The organism is Nonomuraea sp. NPDC046570 (assembly GCF_040645915.1).
GTDB lineage: Bacteria > Actinomycetota > Actinomycetes > Streptosporangiales > Streptosporangiaceae > Nonomuraea.
This window is the reverse complement of sequence record NZ_JBEYZF010000068.1, coordinates 1-19,383: the sequence shown is the minus strand read 5'-3', so window position 1 is coordinate 19,383 and position 19,383 is coordinate 1. Positions and strand designations below refer to the sequence as shown.

Below are 19,383 nucleotides of genomic sequence, written 5' to 3'. Positions count from 1 at the left end.
ACCTGAATGATCACAGCGGTGGCCGTCTCACGTTCCACCGGGCTTAAGCGCTAAGGCCATAAGCCCTGGTCAGAGCAAGAAGTGCGGCTGGAGTACTAGCTATCCAGAATCCCCGGAGGGGGTGGTGTTGGCTATCTGGGGCCCGGCGTCTTCCCGAGAGGGTGACTCGGGAAGACGCAGGCCTCAGGACGTCAAGGCTCGGAACAGGGCGGAGGCCGTGCCGTCCACAGATCGGGAGGTGCTGCTCAGCACGACGACACCGATCCGCCGATCCGGATCGAGGCAGATATTGAGTCCCTGTGCGGCGGGGACTCGGTCGGAACGCGCTGGAGGAGGGGCGTCGGAGTTTCGGGGCGTCGTAGTGTGTTTGCGTGTCCGGTTCTGGCTCAGGTATGGTCTCGACGTCCAGCAGTGGACCTACCTAGGAGGTGAGACCCATTAACGCCAGATCAGGCTGGGTGCTCTCATCTCACGGCCGCGCGGTTCACCCTGCGTAGGTGACCGGGAGAGCGCCCATCGGCTTCCCGAAGGGCTCTAATGTCGGTTCCCCCGTCATCTCGTACCACCTCTGTCATCGTCTCCAAGCTTCGCGCCGCCGGTTGTGTCTTCGCCGAGGACGAGGCGCGGTTGCTCATCTCCACGGCACGCACGCCGGCCGATCTCGCCGCCATGGTGGACCGGCGAGTCGACGGCCTTCCCCTTGAACACGTACTCGGCTGGGCGGAGTTCTGCGGTCTGCGGATAGCCGTGGATCCCGGGGTGTTCGTGCCCCGGCGGCGTACCGAGTTCCTCGTCGGGCAGGCCGCCGCCCTCGTCCGCCAGGCTGCCGGCTCCGCGGATCAGGCCGCTGCTCTCGCGCGCCTGGCCGCCGGCCCTGACCATCCCGCCGACCAGGTGCACGACCGGCCGCGAGCCGTCGTCGTCGACCTGTGCTGCGGCTCGGGCGCGATGGGGGCCGCGCTGGTCGCGGCCCTGGACGGGGTGGAGTTGCACGCCGTCGACATCGACCCCGCCGCGGTGCTGTGCGCCCGCCGCAACCTCACCGGCGGCCAGGTGTACGAGGGCGATCTCTACGAGCCGTTGCCCTCGATGCTGCGAGGCCGTGTCGACGTCCTGGTCGCCAGCCCGCCCTACGTCCCCACCGAGGCGATCAGACTGCTGCCCGCGGAGGCCCGCATCCACGAGCCGTGGGTGGCGCTCGACGGGGGCGCGGACGGCCTCGACGTCGTACGGCAGGTGGCCGCAGCGGCGCCACAGTGGCTCGCGCCGGGCGGCTACCTGCTGGTCGAGACGAGCGAAGGCCAGGCGTCGCAGACCGTCGAGACCATCGCCCGCAGCGGGCTGGTCCCCCGGGTGGTCACGGACGACGAGCTGAACGCCACCGTGGTCATCGGCACCAGGCCCACGTTCCGGAGCGGGGTCGCGCCGCAGGCGGGACGGACCTGAGATGGGGTCCGTCGGCGAGCCGCGATACCTTCCATCCGTGACGCAGAACGATGGCGCCGGACGGACGGCGGTCGAGACGTTCCTCGCCGGTCAGCGGGGAGAGTCCTCTCGGGTGACCTTGCGCCCGATCGCGGGCGAGGACCAGGACGAGTTCACCGAACTGGTCCGCGCCAGCGCCGACCTGCACCTCCCGTGGATGTCTCTGCCCACCACACCGCAGGAGTTCCGGGCCTACCTCGAACGGTTCGACGACCCGTCGTCCGCCCAGGGTCTGCTGGTCTGTGTACGTGACACCGGCGCCATCGCGGGCAACATCAACATCAACAGCATCATCCGCGGACGTTTCCAGGGCGCCTCCCTCGGCTACGCGGCCTTCGCTCCGGCCGCCGGCCAGGGGTACATGTCGGAGGGCCTCGGCCTGGTGCTGCGCTACGCGTTCGAGCAGTTGCGGCTCCACCGGCTGGAAGCCAACATCCAGCCCGGCAACCAGGCCTCCCTGAACCTGGTCCGGCGGCACGGCTTCCGCAAGGAGGGCTACGCGCCCGGCATGCTGTTCATCGACGGCGCCTGGCGGGATCACGAACGGTGGGCCATCACCAGCACCGTGGCCGGCGAACCCCACCCGACCCTGCCCGCCCGCTGAGGCGACCGGCGTCCTCGCGCCTCCCGGCCGGTCAGGCCAGGGAGGCGCGGGCCGCCATCTAGTTCAGCGTGTCACGCGTCGAGCAGCGGGATGAGCTGCTCCTCCTCGTAGGTCAGATGGCTTTCGAGCTCGTCGATGAGCCGCTCGACCTCGGGAAGCACCAACTGGCGGTCCACACCCTCGGTGGAGATGACCTTCTGTAGGTCGTCAAGGAGGGACGCGATCTTCTCGTGTTCCCCGCGCAGCCGGTCCAGGGTCGGGGCGAGTTCGGGGTGGCGCTCGGCGAGCATCGGGAAGATCCCGGCGTCCTCGCCGGTGTGGTGGTGGTGCAGACCCTGGCAGAGGGTCAGGCAGTTCACCCGGAGCTGGGCGCCCAGTTGGGGACCCGACTCGGTGACCTCCTTGCGGATCAGGGCGAGCTCCCGCCGGAACGCGTTGTGGATCAGCCTGAGGGCCTCTCCCCAGGACGCCGCGTTCGGGGGGCCGCCCGTGACCTGCTGGAGGGCGACCACGGGGATGACACGTGTCGTCTTGGCCTGGTAGCCGGCCCAGCCGGGGTCGGCCTCGACCGCGCGGGCGAAGGCGCGGTCGCGTTCGGCGCCTTCCAGGACGGTGGCCCGCGCCTCGTAGGTGAAGACGCCGTCCTCGACCTTGACGAGCGGATTGGCCACCAGGTTGTGGAACCAGGCCGGATGGTTCGGCGCGCCCCCGGCCGAGGCGATGATCAGCGTCCGCTCGCCACCGTCGGGGAGGTAGCCGACGGGGGTCGTGTGCGGGGCGCCGGATCGGGCTCCGGTGGTGGTCAGCAGGAGCAGGCGGGCTCCCTCGAAGTAGCCGCCGACCCTCCCGCCGTTGGCTCGGAACTCTTCGATGATCTGCTGGTTGAAATCGTTCGGCATTCTCTGTGTTCTTCTCCGGGATCGATGTGCCCGCGGGCATGGCGGAATCACCACAGGGCGAAACCGCGGCCGTGGTGCGGGAATGGTGGGAAGGCGCGCGGCGGCTCAGCGACGGAGCCGGTCCATGAAGGGCGCGCGAAATCGGCGGCGATCGACATCGCCAGGCACGAGGAAAGGTTGCGCTGAAACGAGAAAGGCGGGCCTCTGGCCCGCCCGGTGCTCACGCCGCGGCCGGGTGCCCCACTCGCTCTTGGCCCATGGCCGACCCGGCAGTCACGAAGTCGACCTTAGTGCCACGAACGTGGCGAAGCAACGTGACAGCGCCCGGCTGCTGATGGGCACGACCCCTCGCGCTAGCCGGTGGTGTCGACTCCGCCGTACGGCAGGCGGCCGGTCCGAGCGAGTTCGTCCAGGTCCCGGGCCTCCGGTCTCACGGGCGTGGGACGAGGGCGGGGAGATGCCAGGTGCCGTTCAGGACTGTGGGGTCGGGGCCGTAGAGGCGGATTACGGCGATGAACGGGCCGTGGGGGGCGGGGAGCCAGTTCGGGGACTCCGTGTCGGTGGGGCGCTCGTGCTGGAGGTACAGGGTGAGGGCGCCGGAGGTGTCGTGCACCAGGCCGGGGGTGCGGTCGCCGATGGAGTAGCGGTCGACGGGGTTGGGGACCAGGTGGTGCTCCGGGAGGCGGTACATGGTGATCGACCAGAAGAAGTGGGCGGGCGGCAAGCGGCCGGGCTCGAAGTGGATGACGTAGTTCTTCTCGGACCCGTCGGGCAGGTCGCCCGCGCTGTCGGTGAGCCAGCCCTCGTGCCACTCCTCCTCGCGGGGCAGCCCGTACAGGGCCTTGTCGACGCCGACCGCCTTGGTCAGGTAGTCGTCGGTCTCCGGGGGGCGGGTGCCGTACCACTCGGTGGAGGTGTCCGCCGTCGACTCCGCCGCGGCGAGCCGGGAGCGCGCGTCGGAGATGCCCAGCTCGATCGCGGCCCGGGTGTCCACGTCGAGCGTCTCGTGGTCGAAGGTCCCCAGGCCCGCCACGCCCATCTTCGCCAGCCGCGCCCGCAGCTCCGCCTCCTGGTGCAGCACTGGGAAGAAGCGCAGCAGGAAGTCCAGGCAGGAGAAGAAGGAGGCGTCGCCGAGCGACTCCTCCGTCCAGACCGGCCACTCCGGCACGTCCTCCGGCTCGGCGCGGCCGGTGAGCGGGCGCAGGCCGTACCCCTCCTGGACGGCGCGCAGCCCGCCCACGTCGTCGGGACCGGCCAGGTAGGTGCGGCCGAGCACGCCGACGAGGTAGGAGTCGGCGCGCAGCACCCCGTCCACCTCGTCCGGCACGGCACCATGCCAGCCGGGCCCGGCCACCAGAAAAGTGCCCGCACCCGGCCCCGTCGTCCGCGTCCCGATATATCCGACATAGCGGGTGTCGATGTCGTGGAAGGGCAGCACGTAGTAGCGGTCGGTCGGGGGAACCGTCACCAGGTACGGCTCCGCCCGCAGATCGAGCCACGCCCACGAGTACGGCGTGTCGTTGTTGGGCGCCACCACATCGGTGCTGGCGGGTGTGAACGGCTCCGAATGGTGACGGAAGGCACCGAAGCCGACGTACCGGGGATCGGCCGAGTCGACCGCCTGGGCGTACATCGTCCGGTAGTTCTCCATCAGCGGGAAGCCGTAGAGCCAGCCGTCCGCCGCCGCCTGCCGCACATCGTCCATGAAGAGCCCTTGACCGCGGAATGGTGTCGATACGCTGCGAGTCTGGGAATCTCATGATCAACGCTGCGCAGATAGTCGGTAAAGGGGAACTTGGCTCATGTCGGAGTGGTCAGGAGTCGTGTTCGTCGCCGACGAGTCAGGGGAGATCACCGAGATCAGGGCCACCGGCCGCGGGCTGGCCGCCCTGCCCGGCGGGATCGGCGAGTTCCCCCGGATCCGCCTGCTCGACCTGGCCTGGAACCACCTCACCGACCTGCCCGCCGCCATCGGCGGCCTCAAGGAGCTGACCGAGCTGCGGCTCGACGGCAACCGGCTCCGCTCGCTGCCCGCCGAACTGGCCGACCTCGACACCCTGCGCGCCCTCCACCTCGACGGCAACCGCCTCCCCACCTTCCCACCCTGCCCGCCGTACCTGGAGTCGCTCTTCCTGTACGGCAACGACGTCAGCATCCTGCCGCCGCGCCTGGGCGCGATGACCCGGCTGCGGCACCTGTCGGTCGGCGGGAACGGCCTCACCTCGGTGCCCGAGGTGCTGTGGCGCCTCGACGGGCTGGAGTCGCTCAACCTGGCCGAGAACTCGCTGACCGAGGTGCCCGGCGAGATCGGCGGCCTCACCCGCCTGCGGATGCTCGACCTGGGCCACAACGCGCTCATCGACATCCCGTCCGAGATCGGCGAGCTGAACCTCACCGACTACCTGTACCTGAGCGACAACCGCTTCACCTCCGTCCCCGATTCGCTGGGCGGGCTCGACCGGCTGGCCTACCTCAACCTCACCGACAACCGCATCACGCTGCTGCCCGAGTCACTGGGCGGCCTGCGATCACTGCGCGAGCTGCGGCTGTACGGCAACCGGCTGGAATGGCTGCCCTCGTCCATCGGCGACCTGACCGAGCTGCGCGAGCTGCACCTGCGGGGCAACCGGCTGACCGCGCTGCCACCGCAGATCGGCGGACTGGGCGAACTGCGTCAGCTCGACCTGCGCGACAACGCGCTCGGCCACCTGCCCGACGAGATCGGCCGCCTGACCAGGCTCACCCATCTCGACCTGCGCCAGAATCGGCTGCGCTCGCTCCCGGCGGCGATCGCGGACCTGCCCGCGCTGGAGAAGCTCGACCTGCGGTGGAACAAGCTGGACGGCGACCCGGAGGAGATCCACCTGCTGCGCTCCAAGGGCTGCACCGTCCTGCTGTAGGTGAACCCGGGCATTTCGGACGTGCTCGTCGGGGTTCCACAAGCGGTAGTCGGAAATTTCCGTCCTATCCTGAGAAGGCTGGACACTCGCGGGACTGTTCATTTGTAATAGGGATTACAACGACGTCTTCTCAGGGAGTGTGGATGCCGTACCTCAAGGGCCTCTTATGACCAGCCTCTACACGCACGCCGGAGGCGAGGAGGCGCTGCGCAAGGTCGAGGAGGCGTTCTACGCGAAGGTTCTCGCCGATCCGGTGCTCAAGTCCCTGTTCCCGCAGCGCAGGCCGCACCATGTGGACCACCTGTCCTGGTTCACGGCCGAGTCCTTCGGCGGGCCCGACCGCTTCACCCGCGAACTGGGCTTCGACCACCTCATCCAGGTGCACCGCCACCTGGCGATCACCGACGAGCAGCGCGAGCGGTTCGCCGAGCTGTACCTGGAGGCGTTCGAGGAAGCCGGGCTGCTCGACGACGAGGCATTCCGGGAGGCGGTGCGCTCGCACGTGGAGTTCGGCACCCGGGTCGCCCAGCAGAACTCGCTGGCCAAGACCGACGCCGAGCTCCACCCCCTGCGCGAGGTGCCGCGCTGGACCTGGGAGCGGGACTCGGAGCCGGAGAAGGGCTGAGCGCTCAGGCGGCCATCACGCGCTTGCGGAAGACCCAGTACGTCCAGCCCTGGTAGCCGAGCACGAAGGGCAGGATGGCCAGGCCGATCCAGCTCAGCACACCCAGCGTGTACGGCCCGGAGGCCGCCTCCGCCGGGGTCAGGCCGGGCAGCGGCGCCCGCCACAGCATGACGAACACCGCGGTCGAGGCCAGCGCGATCGCGCCCGCGGTCGCCGCGAACGCCCAGCCCTCGCGGCGCCGCCAGATCAGCGAGCCGCCCGCGGCCAGCAGCGCCATCGCGCCGCCCGCCGCGATCCAGCCGGGCACGCTCCCGCCCGCCGGGATGGCCGGGAGCGCAACCACGGCCAGCGGGATCACCACGGCCGTCGCGGCGAGGGCGGCGCGGCGGGCGCGCAGCCGTACCCGGCCCTCGGTCTTGAGGGCGAGGAACACCGCGCCGTGCAGGACGCACACCGCGAGCGAGAACACGCCGCCCACCAGCGCGGCGACGCCGCTGCCGAGTATCACGTCGGCGAAGATCGCACCCCAGAGGAACGCCGGCAGCGCGCTGCCGAGCAGGACGAACAGGTCGCACCAGGCGCGCTCGGACGGGCGGGTGACCTTGCCGCGCCACTCCAGGCCGATGCCGCGCATGATCAGGCCGACCAGGACGAGGGTGAGCGGCAAATAGAAGGAGCTGAGCAGGCCGGCGTACCAGGCGGGGAAGGCGGCGAACATGGCGCCGACCGCGGTGATCAGCCACACCTCGTTGCCGTCCCACACCGGTCCGATGCTCTGCAGGGCCTGCTTGCGCTCGCTCTCCGTCCTGCCCACGAACGGCGCGAGCAGGCCGACGCCGAAGTCGAAGCCCTCCAGGACGAAGTAGCCGGTCCAGAGGAAGGCGATGATGACGAACCACAAAGTGATCATGATGTGCGCCTCAGTACATCAGGGACGGCTCACGCCTGGGCGCGAGCGGCTCGGCGGGGACGGGGGGCTCCTCGGGGCCCTTGCGGACGTGGCGGGCCAGCAGGACGACCTCGGCGACGGCGAGCCCGCCGTACAGGGCGGTGAAGACGCTCAGTGAGATCGCCACCTCGGCCAGGCTCACCCCGGGGGAGACGCTCGCCGCGGTCAGCAGCTCACCGGCCACCGTCCACGGCTGCCGTCCCATCTCGCTCAGCAGCCAGCCGGAGATCACCGCGAGCAGTGGCAGCGGCAGCGCCAGCAGCAGCGTCCTGGCGAACCAGCCGGGCACGGGCCGCCTGCGGCGGGTCAGCCAGAGGCCCAGCACCGACAGCCCGACCGTGGCCATGCCGAAGACGATCATCAGGCGGAAGGACCAGAAGGTGATCGTGGCGTCGGGCCGGTAGTCGCCGGGGCCGAACCTCTTCTCGAAGTCGGCCTGCAGGCTCTCGGTGCCCCTGATGGTGGCGTCGAAGTCGTTGGTGGCCAGGAAGCTGAGCACCTTCGGGATCTCGATCCCGGGCGCGACCGAGAACGGCGCCCCCTTGGTGTCGTGCTCCAGGCCCTCGGCGGCGGCCAGCTTCATGGGCTGCTGCTCGTGCAGCAGTTTGGCGGACATGTCGCCGGTGCCCGCCACGACGGCTCCCGCGATCGCGGTCATGACCAGCGCCGCCCGCAGGCTGCCGCGCCACATGTCGCGCCGGTCCTTGAGCAGCCGGTAGCCGCTCACCGCCAGCACGAAACCGCCCGCCACCACGAACGCCCCGGCGACCGTGTGCGGCACCTGGGCCAGCGCGGTCGAGTTGGTCAGCACCGCCCACAGGTCGTTCATCCTGGCCTTGCCGTCGACCACCTCGTAGCCGACCGGGTGCTTCATCCAGGCGTTGGCGGCCAGGATGAAGTAGGCCGACAGGTTCGAGCCGATCGCGGCGGCCCAGATGCACGCGAGGTGGATCCTCTTCGGCAGCTTGTCCCAGCCGAAGATCCACAGGCCGAGGAAGGTGGACTCCATGAAGAAGGCGAGCAGCGCCTCCAGGGCCAGCGGCGCGCCGAAGACGTCGCCCACGAAGACGGAGTACTCACTCCAGTTCATCCCGAACTGGAACTCCTGCACGATGCCGGTCACCACGCCCATGGCGAAGTTGATCAGGAAGAGCTTCCCGAAGAACTTCGTCAGCCTGAGGTAGTGCTCCTTCCCCGTGCGGTGCCAGGCGGTCTGCAGGCCGGCCACGAAGACGCCGAGGCCGATCGTCAGCGGCACGAACAGAAAGTGGTACACGGTGGTCACCCCGAACTGCCACCGCGCCAGATCCAATGCGTCCATCTTCCCCTCACGGGTCTGAGCTCTACAGCTTGTAGTGCTACAAAAAGTAGTACTACGGCTTGTAGAGCAATGCGACGAGGGAGGGCTGCGATCTTTGTCACACGTGGTGGCCGGAGGATGCCCGGCCGCACACCCGGCACCCTCCGACGTTCTGCCCCGGTCACCCTCACAGTTCCCGGCGGTTCGCCCCCGTACTACCTGCGATCCCCTTGTTGCAGGTACCTCCCCTGGAGACCCACTGTGCCGTGAAGGTGGGGAATCTTCGTCCCCCGCTGGGGTGACTCCCGCCTACCCCGCCTGGCGGACCCTCGCCGCCGTCAGGTAGGCCTCCAGGTTGCCGAGTTCGTAGCCGCGCCGCTTGATCTTGTCGACCAGGATCTGGAAGTCCCTGGCCAGGTTGGGGCGGAAGTGCAGCAGCAGGATGTCGCCGGGGCGCAGCCGCTTGTCGGGGACCTGGTAGGCGATCTTCCCGCCCGGCTGGACGGTGGCCGTCCAGAGCAGGACGGCCTCGATGCCGCAGGACTTCGCCGCGCGCAGGGTGTCGGTGTTGTAGTTGCCGAAGGGCGGCCTGAACAGGGTCGGGCGGGCGCCGATCTCCTTGCGGATCAGCGCGGAGGCGCGGCAGATCTCCCGCTTCTGCGCGTCGAAGCCCATCGTGCGCAGGTTCGGGTGGGAGAGCGTGTGGTTCTCGATCGCCACCCCAGCATCACGCAAAGTACGGAAATATCCCCATTTGCCGGCGCCGACGTAGCGGCCCGCGCCGCCGGAGGTGTCCGGCGTGCCGGTCGCCTCCACCGCGTCGCGCATCGCGAAGGTGGTGATCGGGATGCGCTGGCTGCGCACCTTGGCCACGAAGCCCGGGTCCTGCTCCCAGCCGTCGTCGATGGTCAGGAAGACCACCTTGCGCCGGGTCGGGATCGAGCTGATCACCGGCGGCAGCCCGGCGCCCGCCGCGATCCGGCCCACCTCGCCCTTGCGGGGCAGCACGCCGGGCGGGCCATCCTGCCGCGCCCCGGCCGTCGGCGCGCTCGTCGGCTCCAGCGTCCCCTCCGACCGGGCGTCCTGCCCGGCCGGTTCCGCCGAACACCCCGCCACCACCGCCGACACCGCCGCCACCGTCGTGATCGCCACTGCCTTAGCCGCCCGGCCCGCGGCGGCCCATGCCAGGCCGCGCGATCCCCCGATTCGCCCCGTGAACATGTCGCCCCATCTTGCCAGGAACCGGATGCCGTCCCGGCGTGGCGGTGAAGCTCCCGCTCCCACAGCGTGGAGGCGAACCTGCGGGTTCTCCTCCATGTGCGGACACCGTGACTGTGCTGCCGCCCCTCCAGGAGGGGATGGCTGTGGCCGCGCTCAACCCGCGCCAGGAGAGCGCGGCCTGGGTGATCGCGCCGCCGATGGTGGTGAGGGCGAACCCGGTGACGATGAAGCGGTACCCCTGGGTACCCGCACCCCCCGCGACGGCGAACACCACGACCGCTGCGACCAGCGCGCCGAGAGGTCCCGTCCACCAATGCTCGAACAGCATGGGCGAGGCGGTGATCAACCCAGTGATCATGATAGCGATCATCGCGCCCTGGTTGATCCCGAGCAGGTCCCGGGATGGCCGGCCTGTCGCGCGCCGCCGGCCGCGCTGGTGGTGCTCGACGACGTGATCAAGGCGTTCTCGGCGTGAGTTGCCATTAGGCGTGGGGTCTCATCTGCCTAGAGTGGCGCTGTGAAGGTCGAAGGCAGTGCCGTGCTCGGCATCGAGAGAGATCGTGTGTGGGACGCGCTCCAGGACCCGGCGGTGCTCGTGCGCACCATCCCCGGGTGCGAGCGCCTGGAGGAGACGGGGCCCGACACCTACCGGATGACGGTCAGCGCGGGCGTCGCCTCCATCAAAGGGGTGTACGAGGGCGAGGTGGCGCTGTCGGGCCATGCGCGGCCCGAGGGCTTCGTGATGCGGGCGCGCGGGCAGGGCGCCCCCGGCACGGTCGACGCCACCGTGCGGGTACGGCTGAGCGAGGTCGACGGCGGCACCAGGATCGACTACGACGCCGACGCGGTGGTCGGCGGGATGATCGGCGGCGTTGGCCAGCGCATGCTCGGCTCGGTGGCCAAACGCACGGCGGGCGAGTTCTTCGCGGCCGTGGAAACCCAACTGGTGGCCGCCCTCCAGGGCACGGCTCTCCCGGGTACGGCAGTCGCCCCCTCGGGCGTCATCCCGCTTCCGGGCGCCGCCGTCATCCCGTTCGCGGAGCCGGATGCCGCGAGCACCGCGAACGGGACCGCGCAGGCGTCCTCCGGCCGGGGGCAGGTCTACGAGCGGCAGGCCGTACCGGTGAAGGAGCACACGCAGGTGCGGCCGTGGGTGGTGCTGGCGACGTTCGGCGCGGGCGCCGGTGTGGCGCTGGCGAGCGTCGCGATCGGCTGGGTCCTCGGCCGCGCGACCCGCCCCCGCCGCGACTGATCCGCCCGTCCGCGACCGGGTCCACGGCGGAGGTGATAGACACATGGGCGTGCAGAAACCTCCCGCCCGCAGGTCAGGACGCCGTCGTGACGACGTGCTCGGGCACGCCGCGCGGGTGATCGCCGAACGCGGCGCGGAGGCCACCAGGTTCGCCGACGTGGCCGAGGTGTCGGGCGTCCCGGTCAGCACCCTGCAGTACTACTTCGGCAACCGCGAGGACCTCCTGGTCGCCGCCTTCCGGCACGCGGCCGCCCGCGACCTGGAGGCGGTCAGGGAGGGCATGCCCGCGACGGGCGCCTGGGAGCGACTCCTGCACGTGGCCGAGCACGTCGCGGGCACCGGCGCCGGCTGGCGGGTCTGGGTGGAGTCGTGGCGGTGGGCGCTCAGGGACGAGGAGTGGCGTCAGGAGTTCCTGCGCGACTACGCGGCCTGGCGCGCCCTGCTCGCCCAGGTGATCGAGGAGGGCACGGCCGAGGGCGTGTTCCGGGCGCAGGCCGGGCCCGGCGAGCTGGCCAGCCAGGTTCTCGCGCTGCTCGACGGGCTGGGCATGCCGATCGCGCTGGCCGACCCGGCGCTGAAAGACCGGGCCGTGCTCATTGGCGCGCTGCGGAGACTGCTGGCTGCTGCTGGGTGATGCAGTGGATGCCGCCGCCCCCGGCGAAGATCTGCCGCGCGTCCACCAGCTCGACCTCCCTGCCGGGGAACAGCCGGGCGAACAGCTCGGCCGCCTCGGCGTCGCGCGGGTCGCCGAACGCGCACAGCACGACCGCCCCGTTGGCCACGTAGTGGTTGATGTAGGAGTAGTCGACCGGCTCGCCGTCCACCTCGAGCACGGTCGGCGCCGGCACCTCGACCACCTCCAGGCGGCGGCCGGCCGCGTCGGTGGAGGCGCGCAGCAGGGCGATGTTCTCCTTGCACACCTCGTGGTCGGGGTGGGCCGGGTCGGGCTGGCAGTGCGCGGCGACCAGGCCGGGGCGGACGAAGGAGGCGAACATGTCGATGTGGCCGCGGGTGCCGACCGGGCCGTAGTCGGCGGTGAGGCCGCGCGGCAGCCAGATCGCCTTGCGCACGCCGAGGAAGGCCCGCAGCTCGGCCTCCACCCGCTCCCGGGTCCAGCCGGGGTTGCGGTACGGGTCGAGCTGCACGGTCTCGGTGAGCAGCACCGTGCCCTCGCCGTCCACATGCACGCCGCCGCCCTCGTTGACCAGCCCCGACGCGTACGGCGTCGCCCCCGCCATCCCGGCGACCAGGCCGCCCACCTGGGAGTCCAGCTCCCAGCGGGCGAACTCCAGCTGCCCCCACCCATTGAACACCCAGGTGGCGGCGGCCAGCCCGCCCCGGCCGTCGACCAGGAACGTCGGCCCGATGTCGCGCATCCACGAGTCGTCCAGCGGGCGCTCCACCACCTCCACGGCGGGCCCCAGGTAGCCGCGGGCGTCGTCGCCCTCGCCGGTGTTGGCCACCATGACGACCGGCTCGTGGCGGGCGATCGTGGTGGCGACGGCGGCCCAGGCCGTACGGGAGGCGTGCAGGTTGTCGTGGAAGGTGTGGTTGTCCGTCGGGAACGCCATCCAGGTGCGCTCGTGCGGCTCCCACTCGGCGGGCATCCGGTAGCCGTCGGGTGTCATGGCTGATCCCCTCAGAGGAAGTACAGGCGGTTGAGCGTGACGGAGTCGGCGGGGCCGGAGCTGATCGGATCGCCGTCCAGGGTGACCTGTCCGGTGCGCGGGTCGACGCGAACCTCGCCGGTGCGCGTGTTGCGGACCATCGCGGCCGGGCCGATGCCCCTGGTGCCGTGGACGGCGACGCGGCGGCGCCTGGTGGTCATCGCGTCGGCGCCCGCCTCGGCCGCGGCCCTGCCGACGAACGCCACCGACAGGTCGGCGGCGGTGGCGCCGTGCGCGCCGAACTGCGGGCCGTACACCAGGGGCTGGCAGGCGTCGGTGGAGGCGTTCGGGTCGCCCGTCACGCCCCAGGCGGGGAAGCCCGCCTTGAGCACCAGCCACGGCTTGGCGCCGAAGGAGGCCGGATCCCACAGCACGATGTCGGCCAGCTTGCCCACCGCGATCGAGCCGACCTCGTGGGACAGGCCGTGCGCGACGGCCGGGTTGATCGTCAGCTTGGCCAGGTAGCGCAGGACCCGCTCGTTGTCGTCGGGCGCGGGCTCGGCCTTCATCTTCGCGGCGAGCTGGAACGTCCTCCTGACCGTCTCGCCCGCCCTGCCCATGCCCTGCGCGTCGGAGGAGGTGATGCCGATGACGCCCAGGTCGTGCAGGACGTCCTCGGCGCCCATCGTGCCCGCCCTGATCCGGTCGCGGGCGATCGCCGCGTCGCCGGGCAGGTCCGCCTTCAGGCCGTGCGCGGCGAAGATCATGTCGTAGTGCTCGCCGAGCGCGTCCCGGCCGAACGGCAGCGTCGGGTTGGTGGAGGAGCCGATCACGTTCGGCACGCCGGCCAGGCGCAGCACGTTCGGCACGTGGCCGCCGCCGCAGCCCTCGATGTGGAAGGCGTGGATGGTCCTGCCCTCCAGCACGGCGAGCGTGTCGTCCACCGACAGGCACTCGTTCAGGCCGTCGGTGTGCAGCGCCACCTGCACGTCGTGCTCCTCGGCCACCCGCAGCGCGGTGTCCAGCGCCCGGGTGTGCGCCCCCATGTCCTCGTGCACCTTGAACCCGCTCGCGCCGCCCTCCGCCAGCGCCTCCACCAGCGGGGCCGGATCCGACGACGAGCCCCTGGCCAGGAACCCGACGTTCACCGGCCAGGCGTCGAAGGCGTTGAACGCGTGCCGCAGCGCCCACGGCGAGTTCACCCCGACCCCCCACACCGGGCCGAACTCCTGCCCGATGATCGTCGTCACGCCGGAGGCCAGCGACGCCTCCATGATCCGCGGGGACAGCAGGTGCACGTGCGTGTCCACCGCGCCCGCCGTGGCGATCAGGCCCTCGCCCGAGACGATCGCGGTGCCGGTGCCGACCACCACGTCCACGCCGCCGAGCGTGTCGGGGTTGCCCGCGCGGCCGATCGCGTGGATGCGGCCCTCGCGCACGCCGATGGACGCCTTCCTGACGCCGAGCAGCGGGTCGATGACCAGCACGTTGCTGATCACCAGGTCGCAGGTGTCGCGGACGGCCGCCGCCTTGAGGTGCAGGCCGTCGCGGGCGGTCTTGCCGAACCCGGCCAGGAACTCCTCGCCCGGCTCCTGCGAGTCCGCCTCCACCCGCACCACGAGGCCGGTGTCCCCGAGCCGCACCCGGTCCCCGGCGCGCGGGCCGTGCACGGCGATGTACCGCCGCGCCTCGTCGCGGGCGGTCACCGCGGGTCGCCGGTGGTCAGGTAGCCGCAGGCGCGCGCTCTGCGCAGCGCCTCCTCCTTGGCGCCCGGCGCGTCCAGCGGCCCGTCGACCAGCCCGGCGAAGCCGATGACGGTACGGCTGCCGCCGATGGGGGCGAGGTCCACCCCGGTCGTCGAGCCCGGGTCGAAGCGGGTGGTCGAGCCGGCGGGGATGGCCAGGCGCATGCCGTACGCCAGGGATCTGTCGAAGCGCAGGCGCGGGTTGGCCTCGAAGAAGTGGAAGTGGGAGGTGACGCTGATCGGCACGTCGGCCGTGTTCTCCACCAGGACCTGGAGCCACACGGCCGATCCGGCGGGCTCGGTGGGCTCGCGGGGGATGGCGGCGCCGGGGGCGTCGTCGCCGAGGGTGGTGGGGCCGAAAGGGGTGGGGACCACCGCCAGGCGGGTGCCGTCGTCGAAGACCGCCTCGACCGTCACCTCGCCCACCACGTCCGCCACGCCGGGCAGCACGTCGCCGGGGCCGAGCACCGCGCGCCCGGCGGCGATGGCCTCGGCCAGGCGGGCGCCGTCGCGGGCCGCCTCGCACACCGTGTCGGCGATCAGCGCGGTCGCCTCGGGCACGTTCAGCAACAGGCCGCGAGCCCGGCGCGCGCGGGCCAGCTCCGCCGCGGTGAACAACAGCAGCCGGTCCCGCTCGGTGGGTGTCAGGCGCACGGGCGTCCTCCTCCGCAGGTCGGCCTTGACTGTATTGCGGTACAGGTTCTCCGTACAACCTCGCGGAAAAGGATCTCCGGGCGTAGCGTGGCGGTATGCGGGAGGCACACGCTGAAGACGCCAGGACCGAGGCCCGACGAGTCGTGCGCAACCTCCTCGGCGAGGAGCGGCCGACCGCCGAGGCGCTGATCCGCGACGCGCGACCGGTGCTCGGCGACAGCCGTACCGAGCACTGCCTCGACCTCGCCCGGGGGGCGCAGCTCACCAGGCGCTCGGCCGAGCTGGCGTCCCTGGCCGCCCTTGTCGTCGGCACGGGCGAGCTCGGCGTGGGCTGGTGGGAGCGCGCCCGCGGGGCCAAGCTGCCCGCCCCCGACGAAGTGGTCCTCACGGCCGCCGCCATCGACCCGTGGACCGACCTGACCGTCCTGGAGATGCTGGCCGCCTGGATCTCCGACGACGCCGCCGACACGCTGTGGGGCAGCCCGGTCGCCGACGTCGACCTCAACTCCTGGCAGGCCGAGGACCGCATCAGGCTGCCCGCCGACGCCAAGCCCGGCCAGCGGCTCGTCGTGCACTTCGACGCCGGTGGACGGCTGGACGCGCTGGTCACCCGGCGCGGCGACGGCGCCCTCGGCTCCAACCTGGACTTCTCCTCGCTGCGCTACTCCCGCCCCGCCGAGGCGCAGTGGAGCTGGGGCGTGGCCGCTGGGCTCGGCCCGCACCGGCTGCCGGGCGAACGCCCCGACCCGTACGCCAGGGCCGTCGATCCGGAGGCGATGCGCATCCTGCGCGACTGGGCGCTGCGGCACGGCGCGACGCCGGAGCACCTGGGCGCCACCTGGCACTCGGTCGGCGACGTGGTGGCCGCCATCGAGCGGGTGGACTGGATGTGGCGCAGCGCGGAGTGGTTCGGCTGGTGGCGCGGCGCCTCCGCGCTGGTGGACGACTCCGGATACCTGCCGCACCGGCTGGCCGAGCTCGCGGCGGGATGAAACCCGAAATGTGAGTGGTTGTCCTCTGGTGTGAAAGTAGAGATCTTCTCGGATGTCGTGTGCCCGTGGTGCTACATCGGCCATGTCCGCTTCGCCCGCGCGGTTTCGCGCTACCGGGCCAAGGGCGGGCAGGTCGAGGTCGTCCACCGGCCCTACCAGCTCAACCCCGACGCGACGAGTGAGGGCGAGCCGCTGCTGCGGGCGCTGGAGCGCAAGTTCGGGCCGGACGTCGCGCATATGACCTCCAGGGTCGCCACCGTCGGCGCGGAGGAGGGCCTGGAGATGGACTTCGACCGGGCCGTCTCGGCGGGGACGTTCGAGGCGCACCGGCTGATCGAGGTCGCCACCCGGCAGGGGCGCGGGCACGAGATGGCCGAAGGCCTGTTCAAGGCGCACTTCACCGACGGGCTGAACGTCGGCGACCCCGCCGTGCTGGCCAAGCTGGCCGCCGAGGCCGGGGTCGAGGACACCGGGGAGGGGGCCGAGGAGGTGCGCGGGCAGCTCGCACGGGCGGGGCGGCTCGGCATCAGCGGGGTGCCGCTGTTCCTCATCGAGGAGAAGTTCTCCGTCTCCGGCGCCCAGCCCGAGGACACCTTCCTCGCCGCCCTGGAGGAGGTCGCCGAACGCACCGGCCAGACCCCGCTCGCGGCCCCGGCCGACGGCTGCGACGACGGCGTCTGCGCCGTCTGACCCCTACCCCTACGGCGAGGCATCCCTGGCGGTGGTGGGCTCCCGCGTGGGTGAGGAAGGGGACATGAAGGCCGTGCTGCCCGCCCGCCAGGCGCCGCTCAGGTCGGCGCCAGGCGGGAAGGGCGAACACGGACGTAATCACTAGTGCGCCCCCGGTAGTGGGCCTGCCCGGTGGGTGTGCCGGTACTTCCAGCCGAGATCGAGGGCGACACTCACCACCAGAATGACGAGCAGCGTGAGGATTGACGCGGGCTCGTGTATGAGCGTGGTGAAGACGAAGGTGAGCAGGACGGCGCCGGCCGATGCGATGGCCAGTCCAAGGACGAGAGGGTTGGCGCCGGTCTGGGTCCGTACGCGGAAATGCGCCACGGTGATGAAGATGAAGACCAGCAGGGCGACGGCGCTGCCGATGGAGGCGATCGCGTCGAGCTTGAAAGCGAGAGCGAGAACCAGACACACCGCCGCCGCTATCAGAAGCCCGGCTGATGCTCGTCCGCCGAGCCTCCGCGCCATCACCGGCGGGAATTGCCCGGTGTGCGCGAGTCGCTCGCACAGACCGGGTGCCGGGTACAGTCCCGAGTTGGTGGCTCCCGCGGTGGCGAACAGGGCGGTCACGCTCATCAGCCAGTAGCCGGCCGCGCCGAGTGCCGGCTCGGCGGCGACAGCGAGCGCGGTTCCGCCGGAGGAGACGACCTCCTCCGCTGTGAGCGTGCCGAACACGCCCACCGCGGTGGCGACATAGATGACCGTCGCGATCCCGAGAGCGAGATACATGGCTCGCGGAAGCTGCCGCGTGGGATCGGCGAGATCCTTCGCCGTGAACGTGATGATGCCGAATCCCAGGAACGCGAAGAACGTCAGGGCGACGCTGGCGACGATGTCGCGCAGCGGCGGGTATCCGGACGGCGCCAGCAGCGACAGCCGCATATTGGCGATCGTCACCACCGCGAAGATGACGAGGATTCCCAGGACGACGTAGACGATCACGGTCTGCGCCTTGGCGACGAGTGTTGATCCGATGATGTTCACGGCGGTCATCGCGAGGATGATGAGCGCGGAGAACACCTTGGCCCAGGTCGCGTTCCCGCCGGTGAACATGGCACTCGCGTAGCTTCCGAACGACACCGCCACCATCGCGGTGACAATCGCGTTGGCCACATAGACGAGCCAGGCGGTGATGCCGGTGACGTGGCCCTCACCGAAGCCTTTGGCCACGTACTCGAGCAGACCTCCCGCGGATGGATATTGGGCGCCGAGCTTGGCGAACGAATAGCCCTGCAAGGCCGCGACAACGCCCGCGATCAGGAACGACAGCCACACGGCCGACCCCGCCACCTCGCCGGCCGCGCCCAGGAGCGCGAAGATCCCGGCCCCCACCATGGCGCCGACGCCGATGAAGGCGGCCTGACGTACGGTCATGAACGTCGACTGCGATGACATCAGGGGTAGCCCCCTTCTCTTCGGCGCAGCCCTTGTCCAGGCTTCGACTAGCTCCCTTCCGCAGGACCTTTGTCGCGGCGGCAACTGCCGGCTGCTTCCCACAAGTCACACATTTCTCGACCAATGGATAGGGTTCCCGCTCGCCGAGGGCTATACACCGGGGAGGAGTTCGCCCCTCCACGTCGGCGTGGGCAAGGAGTTCACCGGGGAGCCTCGCCGGAGGCGCTGTTCGCGTGAGAAATCGAACTCGCCGCAGAAGGGCCCGTGTCGCTACAGCGTGGCGTGGGCGACTTCCACGTGGGCTGGTGGGAGCGCGCCCGCAGCGCCTCGTCAAGATAGGCATGACCCGCCGCTTGGAACTCGAAGACCGCGTACGGGAACTGGGCGACGCCTCCGTGTCGTTCAGGTTCGACACCCATGCGCTGATCTTCAGCGAAGACGCGGTGGGACTTGAGGGGCGGTTGCACGCCCAGCTGAACGAACGGCGCGTCAACAAGGTCAACCTCCGCCGGGAGTTCTTTCATGCCACCCCGGCGGAGGTCAGGGATCTGCTGGAGAAGATCGCGGGCCAGCATCTCCTTGAGTATCGGGACACGGCTGAGGCGCTGGAGTGGCGTCAGTCGGTTCACGCGCGGCCGGTGACGGACTGATACGGCAGCTGTAGATCGTTACTTGAGGCGGCTGATGTCGGCGGTCACGTGACCGATGCCGCTGTGATCTCGTTCCATCGCCGATGGCAGGCTGCGGCCACCGCTTTGGATTCGTCGTCACAAACGATCATGATGCTGGTGGCCGTTCTCATGCTCGCAGGCACCCCAGCGATCAGCGCCTAGCAGATCCCGATCTACAGCTGCCGTAACAGCCATCAGCGCCGACGAAGCACCCGACATATCTGTCTTGGGAAAGCCTCGACTGTCTGATCATGATTGGCGACATAATGATCTTATGGACCTCGACGCGGCAGTGAGCGAGCTCGGCGACCTGTGTGTGAAGCATTTGGGCGATCACGTCGGGAGGCAAC

19 protein-coding genes are annotated in these 19,383 nt (G+C 70.7%); 9 read left to right on the top strand and 10 right to left on the bottom strand.

The annotated features are described in order from the left end of the window. Positions 1-537: 537 nt before the first annotated feature. Together ABZ911_RS41590 and ABZ911_RS41585 are read left to right on the top strand one after the other, a co-directional pair. Entirely contained in the window at positions 538-1,446 is a 909-nt protein-coding gene (locus ABZ911_RS41590) for a putative protein N(5)-glutamine methyltransferase (RefSeq protein WP_358069697.1), read from the top strand. A gap of 37 nt (positions 1,447-1,483) precedes the next feature. Continuing rightward, a complete protein-coding gene (locus ABZ911_RS41585; RefSeq protein ID WP_358069694.1) occupies positions 1,484-2,089 on the top strand; it encodes a GNAT family N-acetyltransferase in 606 nt (201 codons plus the stop codon). 71 nt (positions 2,090-2,160) lie between these two features. On the opposite strand, the gene ABZ911_RS41580 is transcribed toward ABZ911_RS41585, so the two are convergent. Together ABZ911_RS41580 and ABZ911_RS41575 are read right to left on the bottom strand one after the other, a co-directional pair. Further along, on the bottom strand, positions 2,161-2,988 hold the full coding sequence (locus ABZ911_RS41580; protein ID WP_358069691.1) for a nitroreductase/quinone reductase family protein: 828 nt from the start codon (positions 2,986-2,988) through the stop codon (positions 2,161-2,163). Positions 2,989-3,418: 430 nt separating this feature from the next. Continuing rightward, positions 3,419-4,693 (bottom strand): DUF1254 domain-containing protein, encoded by a 1,275-nt coding sequence (locus ABZ911_RS41575; protein ID WP_358069689.1) that lies wholly within the window; start codon positions 4,691-4,693, stop codon positions 3,419-3,421. Positions 4,694-4,790: 97 nt separating this feature from the next. On the opposite strand from ABZ911_RS41575, the gene ABZ911_RS41570 reads away from it, so the two are divergent. Both ABZ911_RS41570 and ABZ911_RS41565 read left to right on the top strand, forming a co-directional pair. Next, entirely contained in the window at positions 4,791-5,888 is a 1,098-nt protein-coding gene (locus ABZ911_RS41570; RefSeq protein ID WP_358069686.1) for a leucine-rich repeat domain-containing protein, read from the top strand. A 166-nt stretch (positions 5,889-6,054) separates the two neighbouring features. Then, positions 6,055-6,513 carry a group II truncated hemoglobin gene (locus tag ABZ911_RS41565; RefSeq protein WP_358069683.1) on the top strand — a complete coding sequence of 153 codons (459 nt, stop codon included), beginning with the start codon at positions 6,055-6,057 and terminating at the stop codon, positions 6,511-6,513. A gap of 4 nt (positions 6,514-6,517) precedes the next feature. On the opposite strand, the gene cydB is transcribed toward ABZ911_RS41565, so the two are convergent. From cydB to ABZ911_RS41545, 4 genes are all read right to left on the bottom strand, one after another. Continuing rightward, positions 6,518-7,423, bottom strand: a complete 906-nt coding sequence (gene cydB / locus ABZ911_RS41560; protein WP_358069680.1) for a cytochrome d ubiquinol oxidase subunit II — start codon at positions 7,421-7,423, stop codon at positions 6,518-6,520. A gap of 10 nt (positions 7,424-7,433) precedes the next feature. Continuing rightward, positions 7,434-8,783 carry a cytochrome ubiquinol oxidase subunit I gene (locus tag ABZ911_RS41555; RefSeq protein ID WP_358069677.1) on the bottom strand — a complete coding sequence of 450 codons (1,350 nt, stop codon included), beginning with the start codon at positions 8,781-8,783 and terminating at the stop codon, positions 7,434-7,436. Between the two features lie 288 nt (positions 8,784-9,071). Next, on the bottom strand, positions 9,072-9,914 hold the full coding sequence (locus ABZ911_RS41550; RefSeq protein WP_358069674.1) for a polysaccharide deacetylase family protein: 843 nt from the start codon (positions 9,912-9,914) through the stop codon (positions 9,072-9,074). A 4-nt stretch (positions 9,915-9,918) separates the two neighbouring features. Then, entirely contained in the window at positions 9,919-10,368 is a 450-nt protein-coding gene (locus tag ABZ911_RS41545) for an iron chelate uptake ABC transporter family permease subunit (RefSeq protein ID WP_358069700.1), read from the bottom strand. A gap of 132 nt (positions 10,369-10,500) precedes the next feature. On the opposite strand from ABZ911_RS41545, the gene ABZ911_RS41540 reads away from it, so the two are divergent. Then, positions 10,501-11,235: a carbon monoxide dehydrogenase subunit G gene (locus tag ABZ911_RS41540; RefSeq protein ID WP_358069671.1), complete on the top strand. Its 735-nt coding sequence runs from the start codon at positions 10,501-10,503 to the stop codon at positions 11,233-11,235. Positions 11,236-11,278: 43 nt separating this feature from the next. After that, on the top strand, positions 11,279-11,869 hold the full coding sequence (locus tag ABZ911_RS41535) for a TetR/AcrR family transcriptional regulator (protein WP_358069668.1): 591 nt from the start codon (positions 11,279-11,281) through the stop codon (positions 11,867-11,869). Here the strand turns inward: ABZ911_RS41535 and ABZ911_RS41530 are convergent. Genes ABZ911_RS41530 through ureA form a run of 3 tightly spaced genes read right to left on the bottom strand, consistent with a single transcriptional unit; the run spans position 11,829 to position 15,240 of the window. Next, positions 11,829-12,863, bottom strand: coding sequence for an agmatine deiminase family protein (locus tag ABZ911_RS41530; RefSeq protein ID WP_358069665.1), 1,035 nt, complete (start codon positions 12,861-12,863; stop codon positions 11,829-11,831). The two genes, ABZ911_RS41535 and ABZ911_RS41530, sit on opposite strands and share 41 nt — an antisense overlap. A gap of 11 nt (positions 12,864-12,874) precedes the next feature. Continuing rightward, a complete protein-coding gene (locus tag ABZ911_RS41525; RefSeq protein WP_358069662.1) occupies positions 12,875-14,548 on the bottom strand; it encodes an urease subunit alpha in 1,674 nt (557 codons plus the stop codon). Beyond that, entirely contained in the window at positions 14,545-15,240 is a 696-nt protein-coding gene (gene ureA / locus ABZ911_RS41520; RefSeq protein ID WP_358069659.1) for an urease subunit gamma, read from the bottom strand. Before ureA ends, ABZ911_RS41525 begins: the two co-directional genes overlap by 4 nt. Positions 15,241-15,335: 95 nt before the next feature. Between ureA and ABZ911_RS41515 the strand changes: the two genes are divergently transcribed. Then, the gene (locus tag ABZ911_RS41515; protein WP_358069656.1) at positions 15,336-16,232 is read left to right on the top strand and encodes a hypothetical protein; all 897 of its coding nucleotides are present in this window, start codon (positions 15,336-15,338) and stop codon (positions 16,230-16,232) included. A 30-nt stretch (positions 16,233-16,262) separates the two neighbouring features. Beyond that, positions 16,263-16,922 carry a DsbA family oxidoreductase gene (locus ABZ911_RS41510; RefSeq protein WP_358069654.1) on the top strand — a complete coding sequence of 220 codons (660 nt, stop codon included), beginning with the start codon at positions 16,263-16,265 and terminating at the stop codon, positions 16,920-16,922. Positions 16,923-17,063: 141 nt separating this feature from the next. Here the strand turns inward: ABZ911_RS41510 and ABZ911_RS41505 are convergent, their stop codons facing one another. After that, positions 17,064-18,341: an APC family permease gene (locus ABZ911_RS41505; RefSeq protein WP_358069651.1), complete on the bottom strand. Its 1,278-nt coding sequence runs from the start codon at positions 18,339-18,341 to the stop codon at positions 17,064-17,066. Between the two features lie 326 nt (positions 18,342-18,667). Here ABZ911_RS41505 and ABZ911_RS41500 point away from each other — a divergent pair, with 326 nt between their 5' ends. Further along, positions 18,668-19,012 carry a GIY-YIG nuclease family protein gene (locus ABZ911_RS41500; protein ID WP_358069648.1) on the top strand — a complete coding sequence of 115 codons (345 nt, stop codon included), beginning with the start codon at positions 18,668-18,670 and terminating at the stop codon, positions 19,010-19,012. Positions 19,013-19,383: the final 371 nt, after the last annotated feature.

Coding starts and splice junctions, on each gene's coding strand:
- ABZ911_RS41590 (WP_358069697.1), top strand. CDS start 538: ATGTCGGTTCCCCCGTCATCTCGTACCACCTCTGTCATCGTCTCCAAG.
- ABZ911_RS41580 (WP_358069691.1), bottom strand. CDS start 2,988: ATGCCGAACGATTTCAACCAGCAGATCATCGAAGAGTTCCGAGCCAAC.
- ABZ911_RS41575 (WP_358069689.1), bottom strand. CDS start 4,693: ATGGACGATGTGCGGCAGGCGGCGGCGGACGGCTGGCTCTACGGCTTC.
- ABZ911_RS41570 (WP_358069686.1), top strand. CDS start 4,791: ATGTCGGAGTGGTCAGGAGTCGTGTTCGTCGCCGACGAGTCAGGGGAG.
- ABZ911_RS41565 (WP_358069683.1), top strand. CDS start 6,055: ATGACCAGCCTCTACACGCACGCCGGAGGCGAGGAGGCGCTGCGCAAG.
- cydB (WP_358069680.1), bottom strand. CDS start 7,423: ATGATCACTTTGTGGTTCGTCATCATCGCCTTCCTCTGGACCGGCTAC.
- ABZ911_RS41555 (WP_358069677.1), bottom strand. CDS start 8,783: ATGGACGCATTGGATCTGGCGCGGTGGCAGTTCGGGGTGACCACCGTG.
- ABZ911_RS41535 (WP_358069668.1), top strand. CDS start 11,279: ATGGGCGTGCAGAAACCTCCCGCCCGCAGGTCAGGACGCCGTCGTGAC.
- ABZ911_RS41530 (WP_358069665.1), bottom strand. CDS start 12,863: ATGACACCCGACGGCTACCGGATGCCCGCCGAGTGGGAGCCGCACGAG.
- ABZ911_RS41515 (WP_358069656.1), top strand. CDS start 15,336: ATGCGGGAGGCACACGCTGAAGACGCCAGGACCGAGGCCCGACGAGTC.
- ABZ911_RS41505 (WP_358069651.1), bottom strand. CDS start 18,341: ATGACCGTACGTCAGGCCGCCTTCATCGGCGTCGGCGCCATGGTGGGG.